At 65.1% G+C, this 24,768-nt stretch carries 26 protein-coding genes and 1 pseudogene; 15 read left to right on the top strand and 12 right to left on the bottom strand.

The features are described from left to right. Window positions 1–212: 212 nt before the first annotated feature. Window positions 213–1,103, top strand: coding sequence for a hypothetical protein (locus I6F28_RS15625; protein ID WP_225140272.1), 891 nt, complete (start codon window positions 213–215; stop codon window positions 1,101–1,103). A 116-nt stretch (window positions 1,104–1,219) separates the two neighbouring features. On the opposite strand, the gene I6F28_RS15620 is transcribed toward I6F28_RS15625, so the two are convergent. Further along, window positions 1,220–1,690, bottom strand: a complete 471-nt coding sequence (locus I6F28_RS15620) for a MarR family winged helix-turn-helix transcriptional regulator (RefSeq protein WP_109143994.1) — start codon at window positions 1,688–1,690, stop codon at window positions 1,220–1,222. A 97-nt stretch (window positions 1,691–1,787) separates the two neighbouring features. Between I6F28_RS15620 and I6F28_RS15615 the strand changes: the two genes are divergently transcribed. Both I6F28_RS15615 and I6F28_RS15610 read left to right on the top strand, forming a co-directional pair. Then, a complete protein-coding gene (locus tag I6F28_RS15615) occupies window positions 1,788–2,156 on the top strand; it encodes an antibiotic biosynthesis monooxygenase family protein (RefSeq protein ID WP_036000602.1) in 369 nt (122 codons plus the stop codon). A gap of 23 nt (window positions 2,157–2,179) precedes the next feature. Then, window positions 2,180–2,623 (top strand): annotated as a pseudogene (locus I6F28_RS15610) (hypothetical protein); the annotation flags it as partial. Between the two features lie 62 nt (window positions 2,624–2,685). Here I6F28_RS15610 and I6F28_RS15605 read toward each other — a convergent pair. The 3 genes from I6F28_RS15605 to I6F28_RS15595 all read right to left on the bottom strand — a co-directional run bounded on the left by I6F28_RS15605 (window position 2,686) and on the right by I6F28_RS15595 (window position 5,285). Continuing rightward, entirely contained in the window at window positions 2,686–3,168 is a 483-nt protein-coding gene (locus I6F28_RS15605; RefSeq protein ID WP_081494469.1) for a hypothetical protein, read from the bottom strand. Window positions 3,169–3,326: 158 nt separating this feature from the next. Continuing rightward, the gene (locus I6F28_RS15600) at window positions 3,327–3,779 is read right to left on the bottom strand and encodes a DNA polymerase III subunit chi (protein ID WP_057028976.1); all 453 of its coding nucleotides are present in this window, start codon (window positions 3,777–3,779) and stop codon (window positions 3,327–3,329) included. A 6-nt stretch (window positions 3,780–3,785) separates the two neighbouring features. Next, window positions 3,786–5,285, bottom strand: coding sequence for a leucyl aminopeptidase (locus I6F28_RS15595; protein WP_225140271.1), 1,500 nt, complete (start codon window positions 5,283–5,285; stop codon window positions 3,786–3,788). Between the two features lie 338 nt (window positions 5,286–5,623). Between I6F28_RS15595 and lptF the strand changes: the two genes are divergently transcribed. From lptF to I6F28_RS15550, 9 genes are all read left to right on the top strand, one after another. Beyond that, entirely contained in the window at window positions 5,624–6,790 is a 1,167-nt protein-coding gene (lptF, locus tag I6F28_RS15590) for an LPS export ABC transporter permease LptF (RefSeq protein ID WP_225140270.1), read from the top strand. Then, the gene (gene lptG / locus I6F28_RS15585; protein ID WP_225140269.1) at window positions 6,787–7,884 is read left to right on the top strand and encodes an LPS export ABC transporter permease LptG; all 1,098 of its coding nucleotides are present in this window, start codon (window positions 6,787–6,789) and stop codon (window positions 7,882–7,884) included. Before lptF ends, lptG begins: the two co-directional genes overlap by 4 nt. A gap of 50 nt (window positions 7,885–7,934) precedes the next feature. Then, the gene (gene lptD / locus I6F28_RS15580; RefSeq protein WP_524536105.1) at window positions 7,935–10,373 is read left to right on the top strand and encodes an LPS assembly protein LptD; all 2,439 of its coding nucleotides are present in this window, start codon (window positions 7,935–7,937) and stop codon (window positions 10,371–10,373) included. A 61-nt stretch (window positions 10,374–10,434) separates the two neighbouring features. After that, window positions 10,435–11,370, top strand: coding sequence for a peptidylprolyl isomerase family protein (locus I6F28_RS15575; RefSeq protein ID WP_036000650.1), 936 nt, complete (start codon window positions 10,435–10,437; stop codon window positions 11,368–11,370). Continuing rightward, window positions 11,370–12,437, top strand: coding sequence for a 4-hydroxythreonine-4-phosphate dehydrogenase PdxA (gene pdxA, locus I6F28_RS15570; RefSeq protein ID WP_225140267.1), 1,068 nt, complete (start codon window positions 11,370–11,372; stop codon window positions 12,435–12,437). The genes I6F28_RS15575 and pdxA overlap by 1 nt, the downstream gene beginning before the upstream one ends. Further along, entirely contained in the window at window positions 12,437–13,294 is an 858-nt protein-coding gene (gene rsmA, locus I6F28_RS15565; RefSeq protein WP_225140266.1) for a 16S rRNA (adenine(1518)-N(6)/adenine(1519)-N(6))-dimethyltransferase RsmA, read from the top strand. Before pdxA ends, rsmA begins: the two co-directional genes overlap by 1 nt. Window positions 13,295–13,317: 23 nt before the next feature. Further along, on the top strand, window positions 13,318–14,376 hold the full coding sequence (locus I6F28_RS15560; RefSeq protein ID WP_225140265.1) for an alcohol dehydrogenase: 1,059 nt from the start codon (window positions 13,318–13,320) through the stop codon (window positions 14,374–14,376). Window positions 14,377–14,450: 74 nt separating this feature from the next. Beyond that, a complete protein-coding gene (locus tag I6F28_RS15555) occupies window positions 14,451–14,687 on the top strand; it encodes a hypothetical protein (RefSeq protein ID WP_036022716.1) in 237 nt (78 codons plus the stop codon). A gap of 159 nt (window positions 14,688–14,846) precedes the next feature. Next, on the top strand, window positions 14,847–15,566 hold the full coding sequence (locus I6F28_RS15550) for a Crp/Fnr family transcriptional regulator (RefSeq protein WP_225140264.1): 720 nt from the start codon (window positions 14,847–14,849) through the stop codon (window positions 15,564–15,566). 10 nt (window positions 15,567–15,576) lie between these two features. On the opposite strand, the gene I6F28_RS15545 is transcribed toward I6F28_RS15550, so the two are convergent. Next, window positions 15,577–16,314 carry a Crp/Fnr family transcriptional regulator gene (locus I6F28_RS15545; protein WP_036000673.1) on the bottom strand — a complete coding sequence of 246 codons (738 nt, stop codon included), beginning with the start codon at window positions 16,312–16,314 and terminating at the stop codon, window positions 15,577–15,579. Window positions 16,315–16,469: 155 nt separating this feature from the next. Here I6F28_RS15545 and I6F28_RS15540 point away from each other — a divergent pair, with 155 nt between their 5' ends. Then, the gene (locus I6F28_RS15540) at window positions 16,470–16,709 is read left to right on the top strand and encodes a hypothetical protein (RefSeq protein WP_036000675.1); all 240 of its coding nucleotides are present in this window, start codon (window positions 16,470–16,472) and stop codon (window positions 16,707–16,709) included. A 17-nt stretch (window positions 16,710–16,726) separates the two neighbouring features. Beyond that, a complete protein-coding gene (locus I6F28_RS15535) occupies window positions 16,727–17,428 on the top strand; it encodes a Crp/Fnr family transcriptional regulator (RefSeq protein WP_225140263.1) in 702 nt (233 codons plus the stop codon). Here I6F28_RS15535 and I6F28_RS15530 read toward each other — a convergent pair. From I6F28_RS15530 to I6F28_RS15520, 3 genes are all read right to left on the bottom strand, one after another. Next, the gene (locus I6F28_RS15530; protein ID WP_225140262.1) at window positions 17,416–18,027 is read right to left on the bottom strand and encodes a cupin; all 612 of its coding nucleotides are present in this window, start codon (window positions 18,025–18,027) and stop codon (window positions 17,416–17,418) included. The genes I6F28_RS15535 and I6F28_RS15530 overlap by 13 nt on opposite strands. Before the next feature lie 115 nt (window positions 18,028–18,142). Next, window positions 18,143–18,628, bottom strand: a complete 486-nt coding sequence (locus I6F28_RS15525) for an SRPBCC family protein (protein WP_036000685.1) — start codon at window positions 18,626–18,628, stop codon at window positions 18,143–18,145. Beyond that, on the bottom strand, window positions 18,625–18,942 hold the full coding sequence (locus tag I6F28_RS15520) for an ArsR/SmtB family transcription factor (RefSeq protein WP_036000689.1): 318 nt from the start codon (window positions 18,940–18,942) through the stop codon (window positions 18,625–18,627). Before I6F28_RS15520 ends, I6F28_RS15525 begins: the two co-directional genes overlap by 4 nt. 268 nt (window positions 18,943–19,210) lie before the next feature. On the opposite strand from I6F28_RS15520, the gene I6F28_RS15515 reads away from it, so the two are divergent. Further along, the gene (locus tag I6F28_RS15515) at window positions 19,211–20,413 is read left to right on the top strand and encodes a hypothetical protein (RefSeq protein WP_225140261.1); all 1,203 of its coding nucleotides are present in this window, start codon (window positions 19,211–19,213) and stop codon (window positions 20,411–20,413) included. Here I6F28_RS15515 and gmk read toward each other — a convergent pair. The 4 genes from gmk to fabF form a co-directional block, all read right to left on the bottom strand. After that, the gene (gene gmk, locus I6F28_RS15510; RefSeq protein WP_057028965.1) at window positions 20,346–21,005 is read right to left on the bottom strand and encodes a guanylate kinase; all 660 of its coding nucleotides are present in this window, start codon (window positions 21,003–21,005) and stop codon (window positions 20,346–20,348) included. The genes I6F28_RS15515 and gmk overlap by 68 nt on opposite strands. Window positions 21,006–21,008: 3 nt before the next feature. Further along, window positions 21,009–21,896 carry a YicC/YloC family endoribonuclease gene (locus I6F28_RS15505; protein WP_109144007.1) on the bottom strand — a complete coding sequence of 296 codons (888 nt, stop codon included), beginning with the start codon at window positions 21,894–21,896 and terminating at the stop codon, window positions 21,009–21,011. 117 nt (window positions 21,897–22,013) lie between these two features. After that, window positions 22,014–23,297, bottom strand: a complete 1,284-nt coding sequence (gene mltG / locus I6F28_RS15500; protein ID WP_036000702.1) for an endolytic transglycosylase MltG — start codon at window positions 23,295–23,297, stop codon at window positions 22,014–22,016. A 127-nt stretch (window positions 23,298–23,424) separates the two neighbouring features. Then, window positions 23,425–24,690, bottom strand: coding sequence for a beta-ketoacyl-ACP synthase II (gene fabF / locus I6F28_RS15495; RefSeq protein ID WP_109144009.1), 1,266 nt, complete (start codon window positions 24,688–24,690; stop codon window positions 23,425–23,427). Window positions 24,691–24,768 lie beyond the last annotated feature (78 nt).

The raw sequence follows: 24,768 nt of genomic DNA, 5'->3' as shown, positions 1-24,768 counted from the left end.
CTGAGCTGTCACGCTTTTGGCTGTTCGCTGCGCATGAACTCTCCGGAAAACCGCTTCGCCCTTTTTCCGCATCATGCTTTAAGTTGTCAGTTGTGGGATCACGACAATCTGGTCCACCACTCGACATGCGATTTCAGCGGCATTTGCATCTATTGGCTGCGGCTCTACTTGCGGCGTTCGCTGCGACCATTGCGTTCGTCATCCCATCTTTCATGCAGATCGAAGAGACGATCAATATCGTCGTGATCACGCAAGGCCTGAACCTGACCATGACGACGTTCATGGTCGCAACGGCGCACGCAGTGCTGCTCGGTCTTCCCCTCTATCTTCTCATCAGCCGCAAGCGATCGCACGTCGGGATTGCGGCCTGCGCTCTCGGAGGTTTCGCCGTCGGGGCAATGCCATTCGGAGTCCTAGCATTGATTTCCATGATCGGTGGCGGCACGCCGACAACGATCAATTGGTTCAACGGCGCACCACCCCCGTTTGGTTGGATCGAGTACGTCAGCACCTTAGGACTCCTGGGTTCGTTGGGCCTTGTTGGCGGCCTCACCTTTTGGGCCGCCATACGAATATCCGGGTCTGATGAACGATCATGGCGTGTCGTTTCTGCAGCCGTCCTTCTGACATGCGGCGTCTTCGTCCTGCCGGTCGTCGTAAGAGACAAAAGCTGCCACAATCTCTTCCGGGACAGCCGCACGCCCGTCCGACTACAAGTCCATGCAAATCTAAGGGTGCCGCCCGAAGAATGGAAAAAACTCGAGCAAACCTTCGCCGACTTCGGTCAAGCGCAAGCGCTATCAATTCGGCGCGACGTACACAGCCAGGATGGAAACGTCATATGGCGGAGCGTAAGCCTGTGCAACGATGCCGGAATCAGCATCAGCGTGGACGACGAGCCGTGGCTCGCTCGTATCCATCCTACTCGTGCGGATGAAGGCATGACCCTCAGCATCTATTCTCTAAGGTCGGGTTGGGACTGGAAGCCGCTCACCCGCCATCTGCTCGGCGAGCTCGAGAAAATTTGGCCCGAGAAAACTACATTCAGGGGACTGAGCGGTCAGATCCTGTTGTTCGAAGATGCAATGAAGGGACGGCCGTAGCCGTTACCTTACGTCTGCTTCCTCTTCGGACTTGGCTGCCCTCGGCATCGGCTGCTGGTCCGGATTGCCTTCGATGGAGGACATGCGACCTGCACACGGCCTCGCCATCGCCCACCTCACGTCTGCGCCTCGGCTTCGCTCTCGAGCTTCGTCCGCAGTGCCGCGACGATGCGATGAACCGTTTGCAGATCCTTGACCGCAAGCCCTTCGGAAAGGCTGTTGACCCACGGCATCTGCAAAGCCATGGCGGCGTCGAAAGCGCGCCGCCCCTTGTCGGTGAGGACGACGAGCTGTGCGCGGCGGTGATGCGGATTGGCCTCGAAGGCAACGAGGCCTTCCGCATGGAGGTCGTTGACGATCCGCTGCACGTTCTGGCGGTTGCCGCCGAGATCGCGGGCGAGCCAGGCTACCGGCTGCGGTCGCTCTGCCTGCACGATGGCGCCGAGAATCTGCCAGCGGGCGCTGGTGAGCCCGAGCGGGGCCACCAAACGGTCCCCTGCGGTCAGGAGCAGGCTGTTCAGCCGGAACAAGTCAAGCATGAGGTTCGTCAGGGCATCGCCGGCCGGCGTCCGTTGGGATTTCCGCATCCGTCACCATAGACAGTTATTGACATCATGATGTCAAATTACTAGATTGCATATAGTACCATATTGACATCATAAAACCATCTCGACGGAGTTCGTCATGGCACGCTTACGCCCACTGGACCCTGACTTTCCCATCGAGCGTCAGCTCGGCATCGACACCGGCCCTTTGGTGCTGGTGAATCTGTTCACGCTCGACAAGGCCGACGAACAAAGCTTTCTCCAGGTCTGGCAGGACGATGCCGCCTTCATGAAGCGGCAGCCCGGCTTCATCTCCACCCAACTTCATCGGGCGATCGGCGAAAGCCCCACGTATCTGAACTACGCAGTTTGGCAGACGAATGCCGACTTCCGGGCTGCGTTCACGCACCCCGAGTTCAGGTCGAAGATCTCGGCTTACCCTGCATCCGCGGTCGCCTCCCCGCACCTGTTCCAGAAAGTCGCGGTGCCCGGCATCTGCGTCGCGTAGCTCGCTTCGAAAACGGCAGACCCATGACCAAGATCATCCACCCAGTCGCGGGAGCGGTCGCACTGATCACCATTGCGACTTTCTGGCTTTCCACGGCTCTCACCGAGCTGTTTGCGTCACACGAGACCATAGCCATGGTGAAGACCGCCATACCGTGGGGCTTCCTGCTGCTCATTCCGATGCTTGCGGCGACGGGAGGCTCGGGATTCGTCCTGGCAAAGCAGCGGCGCGCCGGCCTGATCGGTGCGAAGATCAAACGCATGCCGTTCATTGCCGGCAACGGCATCCTGATTCTGATTCCCGCCGCGTTGTTTCTTGCCTCCAAGGCGAAGGCCGCGGAGTTCGACACCACGTTCTACGCCGTGCAGGCTCTCGAGCTGGCCGCCGGAGCAGCGAACATCGTTCTGCTCGGTCTCAACATGCGTGACGGCCTCAAGATGAAGGGCCGTTTCCGCGTTCGCGAGCCTGATCGCTTGAGCACCAAGCCGATCCGCGAAGATTCTTTCACTGCTGCGGAAGTGATCCCCGCCTATGCCTGCTTCTTCTTCCCCTTGGCCGCCCTCGGCACCGGCTGCGGGTCCGGATTGCCTTCGATCGAGGACAGACGTCCGGCGGTGAACGTGTAGATGCCGGCGCGCGGACCAGTGGTCCAAGTGACGACGGCGACGCGGCGGCCGCCAGCGTCGTTGGACAGGTTGACGGTCGAGGGCGCGCCGATGCCGCGCACCACGTCGCATTCGGTGTGGCCGAGCGCGACCGTGCCGCCGATCGGCGCGGGCGTCGTCGAGGCATTGGCATCGGCCGGTCCGGGCGGCGGCGCCATGCCGGGACAGGCGCCGTCGGCGCTGACGAGATCCTCAGCCCGCACCGGCTTGTCGGGGGTCAGCGGCGGCGATTCGATCGAGATGTTCTTGATGAAGAGGCGGCCGGGTTTCTGGAACCATTCGGCATCCTTCGACAGCAAATCGGCCCCGCCCGCGCAGCCCGCGACCAGCGGTGCTACGGCAGCCAACGCAATCAAGAGCGAGCCGGGAAGCTTTTGATGTCGCACGATAAACGAATTCCCCACGTGAAGGACCAGCCCTAAGCGATTGTCCCAACATCCCTTTGCGGCATGAAGGTGGCCGAAGCCAGCATCGCCCGAAAAGTGCAAATTATCATTAATTGCGGCTAACTGCGCTTCTGCCACCGGCCGCGGTCGTCGGCCTGCCAATAGGTGACATCAAATCCCCGCGCCTTGCAATCCGTCCAGGCGGTGCGGGCGAGCGCAAGCGCGTCGGGATCGTCGCCGTTGAACAGCAGCACCATGCGCTCATAGCCCTGCGCGTCCTCCGGCAGCGCGGCGTTGTCGACCAGGAAGCGGACATTGGCCCCGTTGGGATTGCCGCCCTCGATCGCCAGCACGATCGGCTGGTCGGCCACATCGTTCACCCGCCATGTCGCGTGCGGCAGGAATGAATCGTCGCGATAGGTCCACAAGTGCGAGTCGAGCGCATCGGCGCGTTCCTCCGAGGTCGACTGCACCACGACGCGCCAGCCGCGCTCGAGCGATTTCTCGAGAAGCGGCGGCAACACATTCTCCACCGTCATGTTTTGCAGATGGTAAAACAGCACTTCAGTCATGTCGGGTCATTTGCGCTCGTAATGGTCGGCGACCAGGCGGTCCAGCAGGCGAACGCCGTAGCCGCTGCCCCAGCTCTGGTTGATGTCGGTCTTCGGCGCGCCCATGGCGGTGCCGGCGATGTCGAGATGGGCCCAGGGCACGCCGTCGACGAAGCGCTGCAAGAACTGCGCGGCGGTGATCGAGCCGCCATGGCGGCCGCCGGTGTTCTTCATGTCGGCGAACTGGGAATCGATCAGCTTGTCGTATTCCGGGCCGAGCGGCATGCGCCAGACCTTCTCCCCGCTCTCGATGCCTGCCGTGAGCAGCCGGTCGGCCAGTTCGTCGTTGTTGGAGAACATGCCGGCATGCTCGGTGCCGAGCGCCACCATGATGGCGCCGGTCAGCGTCGCAAGGTCCACCATGAATTTCGGTTTCACCTTCTTGGCGACGTACCAAAGCACGTCGGCGAGCACGAGGCGGCCCTCGGCGTCGGTGTTGATGATCTCGATGGTCTGGCCGGACATCGAGGTGACGATGTCGCCCGGCCGCTGCGCGTTGCCGTCGGGCATGTTCTCGACGAGGCCGATGGCGCCGACCGCGTTGACCTTCGCCTTGCGCGCGGCGAGCGCATGCATCAGGCCGACGACGCAGGCCGCGCCGCCCATGTCGCCCTTCATGTCCTCCATGCTGCCGGCCGGCTTGATCGAGATGCCGCCGGTGTCGAAGCAGACGCCCTTGCCGACGAAGGCGATGGGGGCCTCGCCCTTCTTGGCCCCGTCCCAACGCATGATCACGGTGCGGCTCGGCCGCGCCGAGCCCTGGCCGACACCGAGCAGCGCGCCCATGCCGAGCTTCTGCATCGCCTTGACGTCGAGCACCTCGACCTTGACGCCGAGCTTGCGGAGCTGACCCGCTCTGCGGGCGAACTCCTCCGGGAAAAGCACGTTCGGCGGCTCGTTGACGAAGTCGCGTGCGATGATCACACCGTCGACGACATGGCCGGCCGCGGCGAACGCTTTCTTCGCCGCACCGGCATCGCCGACCGCAAGCGAGACGTCGGCGCGCGCGCCGCCCTCCTCACCGTCCTTCTTCTTGGTTTTGTAGCGATCGAACTTGTAAGCGCGTAAGCGCAGGCCCGAGGCGATCGCAACCGCCTGCTCGCTGGTCAGGGCGCCACCCGGCAGCTCCGCCAGGATGGTCATGGCGCTGGTGCCGGCGGGCAGCTTGCTGGCCGCCACCCCGCCGAACTTGAGGAAATCGTTGGCCTTGAGGCCGGTCGCCTTGCCGGCGCCGATCACGATCAGCCGGGTCGCCTTCACCCCCTCCGGCGCCAGAATGTCCAGCGCAGCACCACTCTTGCCCTTGAAGGCGGCCGCAGCCGCCGCGCGCTTCACAATCTCGGCAGCGCCGCCGAGGGCCTTGACCGTCGCCGGACCGAGCTTCAGGCCGTCGTCGCAGAACACGACCAGGATGCCACGAGGGGCGGCAGACAGCGGGACAAAGCCGACCTTGATGGCATCGGACATGGATAACTCCTCCAAAAGATGGGGCTTTTCGTCGTTCGGGCGTTCCAGCCACAACCGCAGCTGAACGGCGATTCACTGAGGCGTCCCCCACTATGGGCCACCCGCCCGGCAGATGCCAAGCTCCGCCGTGGCCCCCACGCCACAACAGCGAAATATTAACCATATGATGAGGGTGCCACGGGGCAGCCATTTTGTTGACGGATCAAAGGGATGGTAGTGAGAGGATGAACTGGCGGAAGAGCTGTTGGCCGACCTTGGGGATCCCCTGATCGGGGATTGGTTGGGCAGCCGGAATTCCGATCGGAATTGGGGCTTGGTGGGAATTCGTGCGGTAGCGCATGGGGTCGATCGATAGGTATATCTTCCGCACGACGCTGGCGTCGTTTGCGTTGGTCCTGGTCAGCCTAACCGGCGTGATCTGGATTACGCAGGCGTTGCGCGGCATCGACCTGATGACGAGCCAGGGTCAGACCATCCTCACCTTCCTCGGCATCACCAGCCTCGTGATCCCGGCCCTGGTCCTGATCATCTCGCCGATCGCGCTGATGATCGCGATCTCGCACACACTGAACAAGCTCGCGACCGATTCCGAGATCATCGTGATGAATGCCGCCGGCTTCTCGCCGATCCGGCTGTTCGTTCCGTTCTTCTATGCCACCTGCGTGGTGGCGCTGCTGGTCGCCTTCATCGCGGCCTATCTCGCCCCAGACGGGATGCGGCGCATCAAGCAGTGGGATGCCGAGATCACCGCGGACGTGCTCACCAACATCCTGCAGCCCGGCCGCTTCGCCCGGCTCGACGAGAACCTCACGATCCGGATTCGCGAACGCCAACCGGGCGGCATCCTCGCCGGCATCTTCATCGACGACCGCCGCGATCCGAACGAGCGCGTCTCGATCGTCGCCGAGCACGGCGAGGTCGTGAAGAACGAGACCGGCTCGTTCCTGGTGCTGGAAACCGGCAATCTCCAGCGCTTCGAGGCGGGCAAGCGCGATCCGGCGCTCGTGGCCTTCGGCCGCTACGGCTTCGACATGTCGAAATTCGCCAAGGGCCGCGACGTCACCCTCGGCATCCGTGAGCGCTATCTCTGGGAGCTGTTCTCGCCATCCGACAACGATCCCGTCTACAAGCAGATTCCAGGGCAGTTCCGCGCGGCCCTGCATGACAGCCTGCTCGCGCCGATGTATCCGTTCGCCTTTGCGGTGCTGACCTTTGCCTTTCTCGGAGCGCCGCGCACCACTCGCCAGAGCCGCAACTTCTCCATCGCCTCCTCGATCGTGGCGGTGTTCGGCCTGCGCATGGCCGGTTTCGCCTGCTCGGTGATGACGGTGAAGTCGCCGGGCGCGGTGCTGGCTCAATATGCGATGGTTTTCGGCGCCATCGGCGTCGGGCTGTGGATGATCATCCGCGGTGTCGTGGTCGAGCCGCCTCCCGGCCTGATGGAGGCCATCAACCGGTCGAACGCACGGATCGCACGGCTGTTCGGACGTCCGGCCACCGCATGAGCATGCTCACCAACACACTGGGGCGCTATTTCGCCGGCCGCTTCGTGGTCGCGGCGCTCGGCGTCTTCGGCGGCATTTTCCTGCTGCTGGTGCTGGTCGACTACATCGAGATGGTGCGCAAGACCTCGGGCCTTGCATCCGCCTCCGCGATCATGGTGGCCGAGACCTCGCTGTTCCGGGTGCCGCAGCTCCTGGAGAAGCTGACGCCGTTCTGCATGCTGATCGGCGCCATGACCTGCTATCTCGCCCTCTCCCGCCGGCTCGAGCTCGTGGTGGCGCGCGCCGCGGGCATCTCCGCCTGGCAGTTCATCGCGCCCGCGCTCGGCAGCGCGCTCCTGATCGGCGTGATCGCCACCGTCGCCTACAATCCGATGTCGGCCAATTTGCGCGAGCTGTCCAAGCGCATGGAGGCCGAGCTGTTCGGCTCCGCACCCGGCGGCGGCATCCAGGACGCCTCCGGCTTCTGGCTCAACCAGATGACCAGCGACGGGCAGACCATCATCAATGCGGCGCGCAGCGAGCAGCAGGGCATCCGGCTGACCGGGCTGACGCTGTTCCGGTTCGACCAGGACCAGCACTTCAAGGAGCGGGTCGAGGCGCGCGAGGCGACGCTGGATGCCGGCCGCTGGCTGTTCAAGGGCGTCCGCCGCTTCTCGCTGGACGGACCGCCGATCGACCAGGCCACCCTGGAGATTCCGACCACGCTGACCGAGGCGCAGGTCCGCAACAGCTTTTCCACCCCCGAGACTGTGTCCTTTTGGCAACTACCGAGCTACATCCGCTCCTCCGAAAGCTCGGGCTTCGCGACAGCGGGATACCGACTCCAGTATCAGAAGCTTCTGGCGCAGCCGTTTTTGCTCGCAGCCATGGTGATGCTCGCGGCCTCCGTGTCGTTGCGCTTCTTCCGGATGGGCGGCGTGCAGAAGATGGTTTTGAGTGGCGTGGGCGCAGGCTTTCTGCTCTACGTTCTGTCGAAAGTAACTGAGGACTTGAGCAAGGCTGAGTTGATGCATCCGATCGCTGCGGCGTGGTTGCCCGTTGTGGTGGGCGGCCTCACCGGCTTTTTGGCCTTGCTCTATCAGGAGGACGGATAGTGACTGCCGTCCGCCGAGGGCACGTGTCTCGTTTGACGCGGCGCACATGGGTGCGCGCGAACGGGCGCGACTTGTCCGTCCGCAGGCTCCTGATTGCCGCCGTCGCGGCTGCCTCGCTCGGCGGCTTGATCGACGCTGCCGCCGTGGCGCCGGCGAAGGCCCAGAGCTTCACCTACAATCCGCTGCCGCCGCGTGCGAAGCCGCCAAAGGCCCCCAACGACAACCAGATGCTGGTTCAGGCCACCGAGGTGAACTACGACTACAACAACTCGCGCGTCTCCGCGGTCGGTAACGTGCAGCTGTTCTACAACGGCACCAGCGTCGAGGCCGACCGGGTCATCTACGACCAGAAGACCAAGCGGCTGCATGCCGAGGGCAACATCCGCATGACGGATGCCGACGGCAAGATCACCTATGCCGAGATCCTGGATCTCTCCGACGATTACCGCGACGGTTTCGTCGATTCGCTGCGCGTGGACACGGCGGACCAGACCCGCATGGCCGCGAGCCGCGCCGACCGCTCCAGCGGCAATTACACGGTGTTCGAGAACGGCGTCTACACGGCCTGCGCGCCGTGTAAGGACGATCCGAAGAAGCCGCCGCTGTGGCAGGTCAAGGGTGCCCGCATCATCCACGACCAGCAGGAGAAGATGCTGTATTTCGAGACGGCACAGATCGAGTTCTTCGGCGTGCCGCTCGCCTACATGCCCTATTTCTCGACGCCCGACCCGACCGTGAAGCGTAAATCCGGCTTCCTGATGCCGGGTTATATTTCCGGCACGGACAGAACGGGCTATGGCGTCGAGGTTCCCTATTACTGGGCGATTGCGCCCGACATGGACGCGACCATCACCCCGCGCTTCTTGTCGCGGCAAGGCGCGCTGGTGCAGGGCGAATTCCGCCAGCGCCTGATCGACGGCGCCTACCAGATCCGTGCCTACGGCATCTACCAGCTCGATCCCGGAGCATTCGCGGGGCTGCCCGGCGACCGCGAGTTCCGCGGCGCCATCGACACCAAGGGTCAGTTCGCCCTCAACGACAAATGGGTCTGGGGCTGGGACGGCGTGCTGATGTCCGACTACTACTTCTTCTCGGACTACCGGCTCTATCAGTACCGCGATCCGCTCGGCTCGTTCCTGTTGCTGCCGACGGAAGCGCTGTCGCAGCTCTATCTGACCGGCGTCGGCAACCGCAGCTTCTTCGATGCGCGCACGATGTACTGGCTGAGCTATTCGGGCAACCAGAGCCAGGTGCCGATCGTCTACCCGGTGATCGACTATTCCAACGTGCTCAACTATCCCGTCTTCGGCGGCGAGGTCAGCTACAAGACCAATTTCGTGAACCTGTCGCGCGACGATGCGGTGTTCGACCCGATCACGACGCTCGCCAACACCAACAGCCTGTGCACCACGGCATCGGCCGATCCGCTGGCGCGGATGCCCTCGCAGTGCCTGCTGCGCGGCTTCCCCGGCACCTACACCCGCCTCACCGCGGAAGCGCAGTGGCGCAAGTCCTTCACCGACCCGTTCGGCCAGATCTGGACGCCGTTCGCGAGTCTGCGTGCCGACGCGATCAGGTCCTCGGTCTCCAACCAGCCCGGCGTGTCGAACTACCTGCCCGTCGGCGACACCGAGGCGTTCCGCCTGATGCCGACCGTGGGCCTGGAGTACCGCTATCCATTCATCAACGTTCAGCCCTGGGGCTCGACCACCCTCGAGCCGATCGCGCAGATCATCATCCGGCCGAACGAGACCTATGCCGGCAGGCTGCCGAACGAGGACGCCCAGAGCCTGGTGTTCGACGCCTCGAACCTGTTCAGCGTCGACAAGTTCTCCGGCTACGACCGCGTCGAGGGCGGCGGCCGCGCCAATGTCGGCGTGCAGTCCACCACGCAGTTCGACAGGGGCGGCGCCGTCAAGGTGCTGTTCGGCCAGTCCTACCACCTCTTCGGCCTGAACTCCTTCACGGTGCAGGATGCCATCAATACCGGCCTGAACTCCGGCCTCGACAAGCCGCGGTCGGATTACGTTGCGAGCGCCAACTACTCGCCGAACAGCACCTACACGTTCAGCGTCCGCTCCCGCATGGACGAGCAGACCTGGAACGTGCAGCGCTTCGAGGCGGAAGGCCGCGCCAACTTCAATCGCTGGTCGGTCAGCGTGTTGTACGGCAATTACGCAGAGCAGCCGGAGCTGGGCTATCTGACCCGCCGCGAGGGCATCCTGACCACGGGCTCGCTGAAGGTTGCGACCAACTGGGTGGTGTCGGGCTCGGCGCGCTGGGACCTCGAGGCCAACAAGATCAACCAATATGTGCTCGGTGCCGGCTATGTCGACGATTGCTTCGTGCTGGCGGCGAATTACGTAACTTCGTATAGCTATTCGGCGGGCACCGCACCGCCCACGCTGAGCCACGCGTTCATGTTCCAAATCGGCCTGCGCACGCTGGCGAACTCATCGACGACCAGCGGTTCCACCGGCCTCCAGTAAATAGTTTGAAGTGCCGGCCGCGTTTGCCCTATCTCAACGCGGCCGACATGCGAGCGACATCATGACGACGCCATTGCCTGTCTTCCGCCTCCTTCTCGCCATCGGTGCCGGGCTGATCTTGGCCGCCCTGCCCTCGCCGTCGCGCGCGCAGAACATCGCCGTGATGGTCAACGGCGATCCCATCACCGATTTCGACATCGAGCAGCGCATCAAGCTCGACCAGCTGTCGACACAGAAGACCCCCAGCCGGCAGGAGGTCATCAACGTGCTGATCGACGACAAGGTCAAGATCAAGGAAGGCAAGAAATACGGTGTCGATCCCAGCGTGTCCGACATCAACCAGTCCTATGACGGCATGGCGCAGCGCATGCGCATCACGCCGGATCAGCTCACCAAGTCGCTCGAATCCAAGGGCGTCCGCCCGGAGACGCTGAAGAGCCGCATGAGGGCCGAGATGGTCTGGGGCAGCCTCGTGCGCGGCCGCTTCAAGGAGAAGCTGCTGGTCGGCGAGCGCGACGTCGCGCAGGCCGTGCAGGCGCAGACCGGCGAAAAGCTTCAGATCGAGGGCACCGAGTACAAGATGCAGCCGATCGTGCTGATCGTGCCGCGCGGCTCGTCGGCGGCGTTCCTGGAAACCCGGAAGAAAGAAGCCGAGTCCTATCGGGCCCGCGTCGGGAGCTGCGAGGAGGCCAATTCGCTGTTCCGCTCGACCCCGAACGCGACCATCCGCGACACCGTCACCAAGACCACCGCGGAGCTGCCGGAGCCGCTGCGCAAGGTGCTCGACGACACCCCGATCGGCCGCCTGACCGCGCCCGAGATGACCAAGAACGGCATCGAGATGGTGGTGCTGTGCTCGCGCAAGCCGACCATGATCGACACGCCGAAGAAGCGTGAGGTCCGCGAGAAGATGTATCAGGAGAAGTACGAGAAGACGCAGAAGGCCTATCTCGACGAGCTGCGCAAGGCGGCGATGATCGAATATCGCAACCGCTGATGGCCAAGCCCTTCTCAGAGCCCTCCACCGAGTCCGCAGCCAAGCCTCTTGCAACCAAGCCCCTTGCAGCCAAGCCCCTTGCCCTCACCCTGGGAGAGCCCGCCGGCATCGGCCCCGACATCACGATCGCGGCCTGGCTCAGGCGGGGCGAGCTGAACCTGCCCGCCTTCTATCTGCTCGGCGACGAGGCCCTGATCGCGCGCCGCGCCAAGGCGCTCGGCGCCGATATCAGGATCGCCGCGGTGGGCCCCAGTGAAGCGGGTTCCGCGTTCACGGACGCCTTGCCCGTGGTCGCGACCGGCGAGCGCGCCACCGCCGAGCCCGGCAAGCCCGATTCATCCAGCGCGCCGGCCGCGCTCGCCTCGATCCGGCAGGCGGTCCTCGACGTGCGCGCGGGCCGTGCCGGCGCCGTCGTCACCAACCCGATCGCCAAGAGCGTGCTCTACCGCGCCGGCTTCCGTCATCCCGGCCATACCGAATTCCTCGCCGAGCTCGCCGCGGAGAACGGCCGCGTGCCGCAGCCGGTGATGATGCTGTGGTCGCCCCAGCTCGCCGTCGTGCCCGTGACCATCCACGTCTCGCTGCGCGATGCGCTGGGCGAGCTCACCAGCGAGCTGATCGTCTCGACCGTCCGCATCGTCGCCACCGAGCTGAAGTCCCGCTTCGGCATCGCAAGGCCGCGCATCGCGGTCTCCGGGCTCAATCCCCATGCCGGCGAGGACGGCTCGCTCGGCCACGAGGAGCAGACCGTCATCGTCCCGGCGCTGAAAGCGCTGCGCAACGACGGCATCGAGGCCAGAGGGCCGCTGCCCGCCGACACCATGTTCCACGAGGCGGCGCGACGGACCTATGATTGCGCGGTCTGCATGTATCACGACCAGGCGCTGATCCCGATCAAGACCGTCGCCTTTGACGACGCCGTCAACGTCACGCTCGGACTGCCCTTCATCCGCACATCGCCCGATCACGGCACCGCCTTCGACATCGCCGGCACGGGCAAGGCCAATCCGGCGAGCCTGATCGCCGCGCTGCGGCTCGCCAGCCGCATGGCGGCTGCGACAAGCTGATGAGCGCGATCGACGACCTCCCGCCGCTGCGCGAGGTCATTCGCCAGCACGCGCTGTCGGCGCGCAAATCGCTCGGCCAGAACTTCCTGCTGGACCTCAATCTCACCGCGCGCATCGCGCGTGCGGCGGCGCCGCTCGAGGATTCCACCATCGTCGAGATCGGCCCCGGCCCGGGCGGGTTGACGCGGGCGCTGCTCGCGCTCGGCGCCCGCCGCGTCATCGCCATCGAGCACGACGAGCGCGCGATCCCCGCCTTGCAGGATATTTCCGCGCGCTACCCGGGCAGACTCGAGATCGTGCATGGCGATGCCATGACCTTCGATCCACGCCCGCTGCTCGCGGGCGAACGCGCCAAGATCGTCGCCAACTTGCCCTACAACATTGCGACCCAGCTTCTCATCAACTGGCTCATTACCGAGCCCTGGCCGCCCTGGTACGAGATGATGGTGCTGATGTTCCAGCGCGAGGTCGGCGAGCGCATCGTCGCGCGCGAGGACGAGGAGGCCTATGGCCGGCTCGGCGTGCTCGCCAATTGGCGCTGCGAGACCAAGATCCTGTTCGACATTGCGCCATCCGCCTTCGTGCCGCCGCCGAAGGTCACCTCCTCGGTCGTGCGCCTCAAGCCGCGCGCAGAGCCGCTTGCCTGCGATCGCAGGATGCTCGAACAGGTCGCCGCCGCCGCCTTCGGCCAGCGCCGGAAAATGCTGCGGCAAAGCTTGAAATCACTGAATGTCGATCCGGCGCGGCTTGCACATGCCGCCGGCGTCGATGCGACGCGGCGCGCCGAGACCATTCCCATCTCCGGCTTTGTTGCCATGGCGCGTGAATTGGCGGATATACGCAGCGAAACCGAGTAACCAAGAATTCCGGAGGAAAGAAAATGGCGTTGATGCGTCGGCAGTCCCTGGTCAAGTTCGATGCGCCGCTGTGCGAGACCATCGTCGAGACGCCCAAGCCGCAGGGCCGTGAGGTCTTGGTCCGCATCGAGCGCTGCGGTCTCTGCCATTCCGATCTCCACATCCAGGACGGCTATGCCGATCTCGGCGGCGGCAAGAAGCTCGACACCACGCGCGGCATGACGCTGCCCTTCACGCTCGGCCACGAGATCGCGGGCGTCGTCGACGAGGTCGGCCCCGACGTTCCGGCCAGCCTCGTCGGCACCAAGAAGGCGGTGTTTCCGTGGATCGGCTGCGGCCAGTGCCGCGACTGCGCCAATGGCGACGAGAACCTTTGTGTGAAGCAACGCTTCCTTGGCGTCTCCATCGACGGCGGCTTCGCCACCCACGTGCTGGTCCCCGACGCCAAATATCTGCTCGACTACGATCCCCTGCCCGTCAACCAGGCCGCCACCCTGATGTGCTCCGGCGTCACCGCCTATGGCGCGCTCAAGCGCCTGGTCGACCGTCCGCGCCAGCGCAATCTGTTGCTGATCGGCCTCGGCGGCGTCGGCATGATGGGCCTGTCGTTCGCGCAGGCGATGTTCAAGCAGCCGATCACGGTCGCCGACCTCTCGCCGGCCGCGCGCGAGACCGCCCTCAAGAACGGTGCGGCGGCGGCCTATGATCCGGCCGAGCCCGACGTGATCAAGCGCATCCTGAAGGAGACCGAGGGCGGCTTCGACGAGATCGTCGATTTCGCCGGCAACGAGAAGTCGATGGCCTTTGCCGTCGCCGTTGCCGCGCGCGGCGGCAAGATCGTGGTCTCCGGCCTGATGGGCGGCCAGTTCACGCTGCCGACGGTGCAATGGGTCTACAAGCGCATGACCATCGAAGGTTTCATGGTCGGCACGCTCGCGGAGGCTCACGAGCTGATGGCGCTCGCCCGCGCCGGCAAGATCAAGCCGACGCCGATGCGCGAGGAGCCGATGGGCGACGTGCAGAAGTGGATCGACGAATTGCGTGCCGGCAAGGTCGTCGGCCGCATCGTCCTGAAGAACTGACCGCGGCGCGGTGGGTCCGATGCAAGTCTCGCCCGCCGCACGGAACGCCTGCGGCCGCGCCGCGTTGGCTGCGCATGTCGATCCGTTGCACCGTCGAAAGCGCATTCTTCATCGCCTGGAGCTGCCTCGAGAAGAGCGGCGAGCTCGGGCCGCCGGACGCGAGCGCGAACTTCCTGCTCGACGCCATCGAGGCCCAGCTTCGAACCGGTGAGCGCCGGCAATTGATGCTCGCCAACCGGGCGATCGACGCTTACCGCGCCGCTGCGGCACAGGGCCGACTGACGGGAGATCGCGAAGCCCGCTGCGGCTGACGATCCTCGCTGCCGTCCAGCCCGCTGAAGCCCGCGACGTCGTGCTCCAGTTTTCGACGCCCAAAAGTCCGTTGTGTGCACTTTGGAACCGTCGGTTCCGCCGCGGAAACGTAGGTTTGCCGCTGGCGCCGATTCCCGGCCCGCCCAAGAGAACGCAATGTGACCGGTCGGCCCCAGAACGATCTGCTCCGGCAGCTCAATCATCAGGATTTCGAACTGCTCGCGCCTCACCTCCAGCCGATCGACGTCGGGGCGAGTCAGGTCCTGCATCACGCCGGCGACGACATTGCCGCGGTGCATTTTCCATACGGTCCCGCGCTGGTGTCGTTCGCCGTGCCGGTCGAGGACGATCGCGAGGTCGAAAGCCTGCTGGTCGGGCGCGAGGGCGCGGTCGGCATCGCCGCCGGCCCCAGCCCTTCGCTCGCCTATTCGCGCATGGTCGTGAAGTTTGGCGGCACCCTGGTGCGGCTGCCGTTGCGCGCGCTCGAGCAGGCGCAGCAGAGATCGGCGACGCTCCAGGAGGCCTTCGCGCGCTATGCCGACTGCCAGTTCGCGCAGCTCTTGCAGACTGCGGCTTGCAACGCTGCGCATTCGATCGAGCAGCGGGCCGCCAAGTGGATCATGTCCGCGCAGGAACATATCGGCGGAGCCGAGATTCCTCTCACCCACGAGCAGCTCGCCGGCATGCTGGGCGTCTCCCGCAGCTATGCCAGCCGCGTCATCCAGATGTTCAAGGCGCGGCGCATCCTCGCGACCCGCCGCGGCGCCATCCTGATCCTCGACGCAGCAGCGCTCGAAGCGAGAGCCTGCTGCTGTAACGATTGGGTGAAGAAGCATTTCCACGAGGTGCGCGGTGGAGCGGCACCCGCGGAGGGTTGATGCCTCCGCCTCACGCATGCGGCGGCGACTGCCGCTTCAGATGCAGATAGGTCGGACTGAAATCGCCGAGCCGCTGCAGCTCGCGCCATTTCAGCACGACCAGCTCGCCATCACGAAGATCCATCGCGCCGCTGCGCCTGAGATCGGCGAGCGTCCGGTTCACCGTCGCGATCGCCATGCCGAGCGTCTCGCCGAGTTGCGTGAGACTGATCGGCATGCGGCAACGATTGCCGCGCACCAGCTGCGCAGCGCGGGCGCGGTAGAACAGCTCGCAAAACAAGTGCGCCATGCGCGTCTGCATCGGCCGGGCGCTGTTGTTGGTGATGGCCTCGCGAAAGATCGCGGCATCGAGCAGCGTCTCGCGCCAGACCGCGAGGGCGAAGGTCGGCCGCCGCCGGAACGCGATGAACAGTTCGCGGTGCGGGATGAACGCCACCGACGCCGGCCCGAGCGCACTGAGCCCGTGATCCATCTGGTCGATGAACAACCCCTGCGCATCCGGAAGATCGCCGGTGAGATGGAACGCCAGATATTGCCGCCGCCCGCTGCCGAGCAGGTGATAGCGGGCAACCATGCCGGAGACGACCAAAGCGGAATGCTCGGGCTCATCGCCTTGACGGATGAAATCCTCATTGGTTGCGAAATCGCGCAGCATGAAGGTCAACGCGCGAATTTCGCCAATATCCTCCTCTGCGAGCGCGGTGTGCTCGCCGAGGTTCCGTATCAGCACGTCGTGAGCCTTTTCCATGGAGCCGCCAAAAATCGCGCCGGTTCTATCAAATGATACGTCCGGCTTGCGTTCAGCGGACTAGAACGCAGATCGGAAGCACAGGTTGCTAACCGGCTTGCGACGCATCGATCGCAGCCACCCCATTCCCCCCATTCGGACCAGCCGGCCTTAACATGAAAAGCACCACTCTCCTGGAGCGCATCCGGCGCCTGTTCGCATCCGATGCCGGCGAGCATCTGGACAGCATCAGCGACGCCTTGCTGAAGGGAACGCTGAGGGAGCCGGTCCGGCCGATGTCGGATCAGGAGCTCGCTCGCGCCATCCGCGAGTTCCGCTCCGTGCCGGTTTCCGACTGGACGCTTGCGAAACTGTCGCGTCGCCTGGCCGAGGCGTCCGTGCCGCGGGACGGCTGAAGCTGCACGCGAGGCCCATGCCACATCCGAAATTCATCGTCCGTCTGCAGACGATCGAAGGCCTGTCCGACAACGAGCGCCGCCAGATCGCGGGCTTGCCGTCCACGCTGCGCCAGGTCGCGGATGGCGAGATCGTGCTGCGCCAAGGCGAGGCCGCGAGCCGCTGCGTCTTCGTCGTCAGCGGCTTCCTCTACCAGTCGCGCATCGTCGGCGATCGCAGCCAGACCCTCGCCTTCCATGTTCCCGGCGACATGCCATGCCTGCACACGCTGCTGGTCTCGCCGATGGACGCGGATCTCGTGGGGCTCGGCCCGACCATCGTCGGCACCGTCGCCCACAGCCAGCTCCGCCAGCTGCTCGACAGCTCGATCCACCTGACCCGCGCCTTCTGGCGCGAGACGCTGATCGACGCGGCCATCTCGCGGCAATGGATCGCCCGCCTCGGCGCGCAGGCGGCGCTGCCCAAGGTCGCGCACCTCATCTGCGAGCTCGCGGCAAGGCTGGAGATCGTCGGCCTCGTCAAGCGCAACTGCTTCCAGATGCCGATGACGCAGCGTCACGTCGCGGACGCCTGCGGACTGTCGATCGTCCACGTCAACCGCACCATCCAGGAGCTGAGGCATCGCGGGTTGATCGCCTGGGACGGCAGCGAGATCGAACTGCTCCAGCCCGACGAGCTGCGCAGACTTGCGGATTTCTCGCCTGATTATCTAAGCTGAGCGGACCGCCACGCGGCGAGCAGCGGTCCGCCGCTCCCCAGCACGGGATCCGTCTTCGGCTTGCGGACCTTGGCGATGCGCTTGACCGCGTCGGGACGCTGGCGTGTGTCGGTGCACTCGTCATAGGTGCCGTCCTGCGGGTAGGCGCCGACGACCATAAAGTCCCGGCTGGATTCGATCAGCCGGTGGCCGGTGCCCGCGGGCAGGACCAGCACGTCCCCGGCTTTCAGTTTCAGGATGCGGCCCTTGATCCCGCCGCACTCGATCCTCGCCGTGCCGCGCGCCACGCCCATCACTTCATGGATCTGCGAATGATAGTGGACGAAGTCGTACACGGTGTCGCGCCACGACCGGCCCCAGCCATGGGTGTCGAACAGCGTGTCGATGACGACCTCGGGCGGAAAGCGCCGACCGTTCAGCTTCACCGCGCCGCGATAGAGCAGCGCCGGGAAGCGCGGATGGTTCGGCACGATGCCGTCATCGCGAAAGTGCATGGCCGTGGGCTTGCGGGCCCGTACCAGCCCCCGCAGCGTCGCCGCATCGGGCTGCTCCTCTACCAGCTTCTTGGCGAAGTTCTTGATCTGATCCTTGACCGGCATGACGTCTCCTCAGCCGCGAAATAACGGCTGCGGAGGTGAGAAGTTTCCGGGCCCGATCGGAGCAAGGCCCGACAGGGCCTCTCCTCGTCATGACGCGGCGTCGGAAGGAAGGGCGTCAACGCTTGGCGGCAATCAGTTCGGCAAACTGCCGCAGATAGAGCGGCCAACCCTGATCGCTGTCAACGCCGCTGCGGACGCCTTCCCAGCCCTCGCCATGCCGATCGAGGTGACGGTGCTCCAGCTCCAAGCGGGTCCGGCTTGGTGTCTCCGCAATGAACCGGACCTCCCATTCACTCGTCTTGGCGGGATCGGTCTCGATTTGCCAGCGCGGGCTGATGTCCCAGCTCAAGAGGACTCGATTGGGTGGTTCGAACGCCAACACGCGCGCCCAGCGGCATTCGCTGCCGTCGATCCCCCGATCATAAATGCTTCCACCCACCCGAGGTTCGAATACGGTCTCTGCGATGGGAACGGCGAGCAGATTGTGCTCGCGCGGCTTGAAGCTGCCGAAGTCTTCGGTGAAGACCTTGAACGCGCGCTCGATCGGCGCCTCGACGACGATGGAATGTTTGACGGGCGCAATCGATACACGTGTGTTCATCTGGATCCCTCCGATGGTTTTTCGACGGCTAGTTTGTAAGCGGCCAACGTGTCGCTCCAGAACCGGTCGAGCCAGGCTCGCATCTGGCCGAGTCCCGCCGGATCGACGTAATAGACGTTGCTGGCGCCCTTCGGCTCTGCACGAACCAAGCGGGATTCGCGCAGCACCTTGAGATGCTGTGAGACGGCCGACTGGGACACGGGCAGCTGTCGCGTGATCTCGGCGACCGTGCGTGGCCGTGCACCGACAAGCTCGAAGATCCGCCTGCGGGTGGGATCGCCGAGTGCGGCCAGTTGTGCGCTGTCCTTAGCCATAGACACTCCCCGCCCCATGCCACGCTTGTTCGACCTGTCATAAGTTACTAATAATGATTAGTACTGACTTATGATCGTGTCAACCGGCTCAGGTCGTGGCGTGGAACTCTGATCGTGACGTTCGGAGAGTCTCATCCGGGGGCGGAACGAACGTCGCGCAGGCCCGATTCAAGCCACATCCTCTCCGGATTTGCGGCTCATTGCCACCCAAGTCTTTGACGAGAAGGGGCTCGTTGAGAGTTGCGTCATGCGTAACCGGGAGACCAGGATGGGCAACCGCGCCGCAAAGTTCATTTCGACCCTCGTCGCCAGCATCCTCGCGGGCGCGCCATTGGCCGCGGTATCGCAGAACGCGCCGACGCCATCGAGCACGGCCGCCGCGGCGCCCGACTGCCTGGCTTCGCCGAAGGATGCCACGCCGCAGGGCCAGCACTGGTACTACCGCCTCGATCGCACGACGAAGCGCAAGTGCTGGTATCTGCGCGCCGCAGGCGGCAAAGCCGCACAGACCGCGCAGGCGACGACCGATACATCCGAGCCGGATGCAGCACCGCCGCAGGCCGTGCAGAACGCGCGCGCGGAATATATCGCGCCGCAGACGAGTGCCGCAGCGGGCACGCCGAACATGGCCGCGCCCGCGCCGGCTGCAGCGAATGCACCCGCGGTCGCGCCGCAGCCGCCGAGCAGCGTCGCCGAAACCAACGCGCAGCAGCCGGCCGTGACCGCGCGCTGGCCCGAGGCCTCCACAGCGTCCACCGCGCCAGCGCATCAGCCGGCGGAAACCACGGTTGCAGCAGCCGCGCAGCCAAACGCGAAGCTGTCAAAATCCCCTGCTCCGCTCCCGCCCGCGGCCGATGGCACGACTGACAAGTCCGGCGGTTCGCTGCAGATGCTGATGCTTGTGATCGGCGGTGCGCTGGCGCTCGCCGGCATCCTCGCCAGCGTCATCTACCGCTTCGCCGGCGGACGCGTCCGCGCCAGGGCCGCCGACCGCCGCGGGCATTGGGACGATTGGGCGCCGCAGGACCATGACGGAAGCCACGCGCCCTGGCGCGATTCACCGCCGGCCGCCGCCCAGCCGCCCCGCCCGATCGACTTCGATGCGGCACGTCCGCAACCGACAAGACAAGTGACGAAACTCGCCGCGATCGGCCGCGAGATCGAGCTGATCGACGCGCGCAGGCAACGTGCCGTCGCTCCGGCCGCAAAACCGGTCGAGTCCAGAAGCGACAAGGTCGAGATCAAGTTGTTCGATCGGGCTGCTGCACCCAAGCTTGCCGCCAACGAAATTGAGGCGGATCGCGATGACGCGCCGGCAGGTCGGGATACCGATGCCGTCGATGTCGACGCGATCACGACTATGCTGGAGCAGCTGGCGAAGGAAGGGCCGCGCCTGTCGCGGCCTAACCTTGAAGCTGACCTTGCAAACTTCGCACGAAGCCTACGAGGCCAATCCGCCGCTCGCGCTTGAGGCGCTCGGCCTTCAGGATCGACTGCACCTCGGCGAAGGCTTCGTCGACCGCGTGGTTGATCACGATGTAGTCGTACTCGGCCCAGTGACTCATCTCGTCGCTGGCGCGGCTCATGCGCTTGCGGATCACCTCGTCGGAATCCTGCGCGCGCGAATGCAGGCGCTTCTCGAGGTCGGCCGCCGAGGGCGGCAGGATGAAGACGCTGACGACGTCGGCGCGCGCCTTCTGCTTCAATTGCTGGGTGCCCTGCCAGTCGATGTCGAACAGCACGTCCTGGCCGGCCGACAACGCCGCATCCACGGGACCGCGCGGCGTACCATAGTTGTTGTCGAACACCGTCGCCCATTCCAGCAGTTCGTCGGCCTTCACCATGGCATCGAACGTCGCCTTGTCGACAAACGTATAGTCCTTGCCGTTGACCTCGCCCGGCCGCATCGCGCGCGTGGTCGCAGACACCGACATTTTCAAGCCCGGCATCCGGTCGATCAGCATGCGCGACAGCGTCGTCTTGCCCGCGCCTGATGGCGAGGACAGCACGAACATCAATCCGCGCCGCTCGACACCGTCAGTTCCGTGACCGCCCGTCGTCATCGATCACTCCAGATTCTGTACCTGCTCGCGGAACTGCTCGACCACGTTCTTCATGGCGAGGCCCGTGTTGGTCAACTCGATGTCGTTCGACTTCGAGCAGCAGGTGTTGACCTCGCGGTGAAACTCCTGCGCCAGGAAATCCAGCTTGCGCCCGATCGGGCCGCCCTTGCCGATCAGCTCGCGCGCCTGCGCGATGTGGGAGGCGATGCGGTCGAGCTCCTCGCGGATGTCGGCCTTGGTCGCGATCAGGATCGCCTCCTGCATCAGGCGGTCGGAGTCGAAACGGTCGGAGGTGTCGAGCAGCGCTGCGATCTGCTCAGCGAGCTTCGCCTTGATCGCCTCCGGCTTGCGGCCGGGCGCGGCCTCCGCTCTCTTCGCCAGCTGCTCGATCTCGTCGACGCGCTGGGTCAGGATCTGCCCAAGCGAAGTGCCCTCGCGCTTGCGCATCGCAACGAGCTCGTCGAGCGCCTTGTCGAAGGCCTCGGCGGCAGCAGTGCGCGCTGCCTTGTCCTCCTCCTCGTCGCCCTCGGGCTCGGCGACCTCGACGACGCCCTTGATGGCGAGCAGGCCGTCGATGCTCGGCGCCACCGCGTCGACCTTCCCCGAGATCAGCGCGGCGGCCTTCAGCACCGCGTTGAGCACGTCCTCGTTGATGCGGACGGTGGCGGCGGCATTGGTGCGCTTGACGGTGAGATTGGCATAGACGGTGCCGCGCGAGAGCAGCTCGCCCGCGCGCTTCTTGGCATGGGCCTCGAGCTCATCAAACCCCTGCGGCAGCCGCACGCGCAAGTCGAAGCCCTTGGCATTGACCGACTTCAACTCCCATTCGAACGTATACGGCCCGCTTGCGCCGTGGCATCTCGCAAAGCCGGTCATGGACGACAGCGCCATCAGTTCAAATTCTCCAGGAACACGGGATTCGCGAGGCTATCAAGCCACGCGAATCTTAAGACTATTTTGCCGGAAAGTGGAATCGGCAATGTCCGCAAGCCGGTCTGCGCGCAAGGCTCAGCGCTGAACCACCGGCGGCGAGCCCTGCACCGCGCCCTGCCGGGCCGGTGGGGGATTGGCTGGAGCAGCCGGGCGCGCTGCCGGCGGCCTCTTCTGCTGATTGGGCCGTGCCGGCGTGGCCGCGGTCGGCGCGTCGGCAGCGCCAGGCGCGGCAACGGCCGGCGGCTGCGCGTCCTCGGGCGGCTCGACCGTGTCGTTCTGGATCTGCTTCTCCATCGCGCGGAGCTTGGCGACGTTCTTCTGGTGCGCGTCGTAGGTTTCGGTAAAGGCATGCCCGCCGGTGCCGTCGGCGACGAAATAGAGGTCGCGGGTGCGGGCCGGGTTGGCGGCAGCTTCGAGCGAGGCGCGGCCCGGATTGGAGATCGGGCCCGGCGGCAGGCCGTCGATCACATAGGTGTTGTAGGGCGAGGGCTGCGTGATCTCGCTGCGTTTGATCGGCCGGCCCAGCGTTCCCTTGCCGCCGACGAGGCCGTAGATGATGGTCGGATCGGACTGCAGCTTGATCCGCTGCTTCAGCCGGTTGACGAACACCGCGGCGACGCGGCTGCGCTCGTCCGCCTTGCCGGTTTCCTTCTCGATGATGGACGCCAGCGTGACCAGCTGCTCCGGCGTCTTGACCGGAATGTCCTGATTGCGGCGCTCCCAGATCTCCGACAGCACACGCTTGTGCGCCTGCTGCATGCGCTGGACCACCTGCTCGCGCGGGGTGCCGCGCGGGAATTTGTAGGTCTCCGGGAGCAGCGTGCCTTCGCGCGGCAGCTCGCGCACGCTGCCGGTGAAGATGTCGTTGTCGGACAGCCGCGCCACGATCTGCTCGGAGGTCAGGCCTTCGGGAATCGTCACGGCGTGCTGCACCACCTTGCCCTCGACGATGGTGCCGATGACGTCGCGCAGCGAGGCGTTCTTCTGGAAGGAATACTCACCCGGCTTGAGGTCCGAGCTCGCCTTCAACGCGGCGACGCTGGCGATGAACACCCAGGGATTGACGTCAGTCACGCCTTCCCGGTTCAGCGTCTCGGCGATGTCGCGCTTGCCCGCACGCTGCGGGATGTTGACGATCTTGTCCTCCTTCAGCGGTCCGGGCGCCTCGAGCACCTGGCGGCCGTAATAATAGACGCCGCCGGCGCCGAGCATGGCGATCAGCAGAAGCGTGATGATGGCGTTGCCGACGACGACGAACGGATTGCGCGCGCGGTCCGACCGCTTGGGCGGCGGCGGAAGTTGCTCGGGCTCGAGCGCGGCCCGCGGACTCCGGGGTGAAATGGGCGGCCTTTCACTCATCGAAACAACCTGAATCCTGCCGGTTCAATAGCGGCCCGACAATCGCTTGCCCTGCCAAAAACGCACGCGCCCACGTCCATGACTATCGCCGAATACGGCAAAACGGTGGATTCGTCTCAAACACAAACTAACTGACTAGGCGCCGGACGATCACCGACGCATTGGTACCGCCAAAACCAAAAGAGTTCGACAACGCGACGTTGACCTCACGCTGCTTCGACTTGTGCGGCACGAGATCGATCGCGGTCTCGACCGACGGATTGTCGAGATTGATCGTCGGCGGCACGACATTATCGCGAATCGCCAGAATCGCGAAAATCGCTTCGATCGCACCGGCCGCGCCGAGCAGATGGCCGGTCGACGACTTGGTCGAGGACATCGCGACCTTGGAGGCGGCGTTGCCGAGCAGACGCTCGACCGCGCCGAGCTCGATCTCGTCGCCGAGCGGCGTCGAGGTCCCGTGCGCGTTGATGTAATCGAGATCGGACGGCGTCAGCCCGGCACGCTTGAGCGCGGCCGACATGCTGCGGAAGCCGCCATCGCCGTCGGGCGACGGCGAGGTGATGTGATAGGCATCACCCGACAGACCATAGCCGATCACCTCGGCATAGATCTTCGCGCCGCGCCGCCTGGCGTGCTCCAGCTCCTCCAGCACGAGGACGCCGGCGCCCTCGCCCATCACGAAGCCGTCGCGGTCCTTATCGTAGGGACGCGAGGCCTTTTCGGGAGTCTCGTTGAAACCGGTCGACAGCGCGCGCGCGGCGTTGAAGCCGGCAATGCCGATGCGGCTGATCGGCGACTCGGCGCCGCCCGCGACCATCACGTCGGCATCGCCCAGCGCGATCAGGCGGGCGGCATCGCCAACCGCATGCGCGCCGGTCGAGCATGCCGTGACCACCGAATGGTTCGGCCCCTTCAGCCCGTGCGCGATCGAGACGTAGCCGGAGGCGAGATTGATCAAGCGGCCGGGAATGAAGAACGGCGACACCCGGCGCGGCCCGCGCTCCTTCAGCAGGATCGCGGTGTCGGCGATGCCGTTGAGGCCGCCGATGCCGGAGCCGATCATGGTGCCGGTCGCGCATTTGTCCTCTTCGGTCTCGGGATGCCAGTTGGCGTCGTCGAGCGCCTGACCGGCCGCGGCCATGCCGAAGATGATGAAGTCGTCGACCTTGCGCTGGTCCTTCGGCTCCATCCACTTGTCCGGATTGAAGCTGTCGTTCGAGCCGTCGCCGCGCACGACCGTGCAGGCGATCTTGGTCTGCAGATCGGAGACATCGAAGCTCTCGATCCTGCGCGCACCGCTTTCGCCGTTGAGGATGCGCTTCCAGGTCGGCTCGACGCCACAGCCGAGTGGCGAGACCATGCCGAGACCCGTGACGACAACCCGCCTCATATCCGAAAACTCCGCATCGAAAGATTCACGGCCAATAACAAGAAACCGGCTGACCGCTGCGAAGCGGCCCGTCCGGTT

The sequence above is a fragment of the Bradyrhizobium sp. NBAIM14 genome (genome assembly GCF_020193895.1).
GTDB classification, from domain to species: domain Bacteria; phylum Pseudomonadota; class Alphaproteobacteria; order Rhizobiales; family Xanthobacteraceae; genus Bradyrhizobium; species Bradyrhizobium yuanmingense.
Note: the sequence above shows the minus strand (reverse complement) of the source record. Positions and strands in the feature narration are given on the sequence as shown.